Origin of the sequence: Streptomyces glaucescens (assembly GCF_002154375.1) — a bacterium.
GTDB lineage: Bacteria > Actinomycetota > Actinomycetes > Streptomycetales > Streptomycetaceae > Streptomyces > Streptomyces glaucescens.
Window position 1 is genome coordinate 1 of the sequence record NZ_MUND01000975.1, and the last position, 2666, is coordinate 2666.

At 76.3% G+C, this 2666-nt stretch carries 2 protein-coding genes; both read left to right on the top strand.

Annotation, left to right across the window (positions count from 1 at the left end; translation table 11 throughout):
* The coding region (gene purD, locus CCN42_RS39885) for a phosphoribosylamine--glycine ligase (protein WP_086742014.1) at positions 1-816 on the top strand (816 nt) is incomplete at its 5' end.
* Positions 817-1106: 290 nt separating this feature from the next.
* Positions 1107-2666, top strand: a 1560-nt coding sequence (locus CCN42_RS39890) for a M48 family metalloprotease (protein ID WP_245877689.1), incomplete at its 3' end; no start/stop codon positions are given.

Genomic DNA, 2666 nt, shown 5'->3' on the forward strand with positions numbered 1-2666 from the left:
CTCGCCGCCGGCAAGGGCGTCGTCGTCACCGGCGACCTCGACCAGGCCCGCGCGCACGCGCTGGCCTGCGACCGGGTCGTCATCGAGGAGTACCTGGACGGCCCGGAGGTCTCCCTCTTCGCCGTCACCGACGGCGAGACGGTCGTCCCGCTGCAGCCCGCCCAGGACTTCAAGCGAGCCCTGGACGGCGACGAGGGCCCGAACACCGGCGGCATGGGCGCGTACTCCCCGCTGCCGTGGGCCGACCCCAAGCTGGTGGACGAGGTCATGCAGACCGTGCTCCAGCCGACGGTCGACGAGATGCGCCGCCGCGGCACCCCGTTCTCCGGTCTGCTCTACGCCGGTCTGGCGATCACGAGCCGGGGCGTGCGGGTCATCGAGTTCAACGCCCGCTTCGGCGACCCCGAGACCCAGGTGGTGCTGGCCCGGCTGAAGACCCCGCTGGCCGGCCTGCTGATGGCGGCCGCCACCGGCAACCTCGCCGACCTGGAGCCGCTGCGCTGGAGCGACGAGGCCGCCGTGACCGTGGTCGTCGCCTCGCACAACTACCCCGGCACCCCGCGCACCGGTGACCCCATCACCGGACTGGACGAGGTCGCCGCCCAGGACGCCCCGCACGCGTACGTCCTGCACGCCGGCACCAGGCGGGACGGGGACGCCGTGGTCAGCGCGGGCGGCCGGGTGCTGTCCGTCACCGCGACCGGCGAGGACCTCACCGAGGCCCGCGAGCGCGCCTACCAGGCGGTCGGCCGCATCCGCCTCGACGGCTCCCAGCACCGCACGGACATCGCGGCGAAGGCGGCGGCGGGCCAGTAGCGCGTACGGCGGCGCACCCGTCCACCAGGCACGATCCAGGCCCCGGACTCCCGACGGAATCCGGGGCCTGACCTTTGCCCTGCGTCATCCACCTTTCCCCAAAGCCATTCCATCGAGTGACCGATGCGCTGTACGGCTGACGGGGACCGAACCCCCAACTAGGGTGCGGCGCAAGCGTTCCGGCACTTGGCCCACCGGCATTGCGATGTCAGTGGCGGGTGCCACAGTGGGGGAGTGAGCAACGCCAGGAGAGCCAGAGCAGCCAGGACGAGAGGGGGTGAGGTCCGGTCGTGACCGGTATCGGTGTGGAGGCGGGAGCACAGGCCGCGCGGGCCCGGGCGCTGGCCGTGCTGCGGATCCGCAGCCGGGCGCTGGCCGTGGCCCTGCTGCCGGCCGCCGTCGCCGTGGTCCTGCTGGTCGGCGGCTCCACCGGCCGGCTGACGGGACCCGGCTGGGGCGCCGCCCGCTGGGCCGTCGGCGCGCTCGCCCTGCTCGTGCTGCTCGCCGCGGGCGGTTTCGCGCTGGTCGTCGCCCGCGCGCGCCCCGCCATGAGCCCCACGGTCCCGATCGCCGAGGAGGCCGCCCCGGATCTGTACCGGCTGGTGCGCGACCTCGCCGACCGCCTCGACGTCCCGGCCCCCTCGGCCATAGCGCTCACCCCGGACTGCGACAGCTGGCTGGAGGACCGCACCCATCCGGCCCACGGCCCGCCCCCGCCCGAGGACCCGGACCTGCCGCCCGGCCTCGGCCGCCGCGCCCAGCGCCGTACGCAGGCCGCGCCCGTCCTCGTCATCGGCTCCCCGTTCCTGTGGTGGATGCGGGTGGGCGAGCTGCGGGCCGTCCTCGCCCCGGTCGTCGCCGGTACGGGCCCGTCGGCCCACCCCGACATAGCGGCCGCCCGGCGCTTCGTGCGCGGTCTGGACGCCGCGGTGGCCGTCGCCTCCGCCCCAGGACGCGGCCCGCTGACCCGGTGGCCGGGCGCCGGTGCCGCCTGGCTGGCCCGGCTGCTGCTGCGCGGCTGCCGGGAGCACATCGCCGAGATGGAGCGCGGCGTCGCCGCGGCCGCCGCCGAGCGTGCACAGGCTGTGGATTACGGACTGCGGATCGTCGCCCAGGAACAGGTCGGCCTGGCGTACGCGGGCTGGGACCGGCTGCTGACCCGGGTCGCGCTGCCCGCCTGGCGGATGGGCCGCTGGCCCTCCCGGCTGGACGCGGGCGTCGTCGCCGCCCTCACCGAGCTGTCCCGGCGCGACCGACTGGCCGAGGGCTTCGCCTCCCGGCTCGGCGAGCGCCCGGCCTGCGACCTGTTGGAGGAGCCCGGCGCGGTGGACGAGGCCGCCTCGCTGCTCGCCGCCCGCCTCTTCCACGGCGGCCCCGCCGAGCCCGGCCCCGACTGGTCCCCGGTGGACTGGCAGGAGTATCCGGAGGAGGTCGTCGACCGCAAATGGCGTACCGACGCGGCCCGCCTCCACCGCGTCCTGGACACCCTCGGCGTCCGCCGCACCGCCCCCGACGCCCAGGGCCCCACCCTGGCCCGCGTCCTCGACCACCTGGCGGACGAGACGCCCCCGCCCGCGCGGCGGCCCCCCGGAGACGAGGACCTGCCGCATGCCGGGGAGTACCCGGCATACGCCACCGAGCCTCTGCCGCCCGACGCCGAACGTCTGTCGCCGGACGCCGAGCCCCTGACGCCCGCCACCGAGCGTCTGACGCCCGCCGACCCGGACACTCCCGGAACCCCCGACCCGCTCGGCGGCCTCGGCGGCCTCGGTGAAGCCGGTGATCTCGGCCACCTCGGCGACCTCGACCCTCCGGAAGGCCTCGACCTCCTCGACGACCACCCCGCCCCC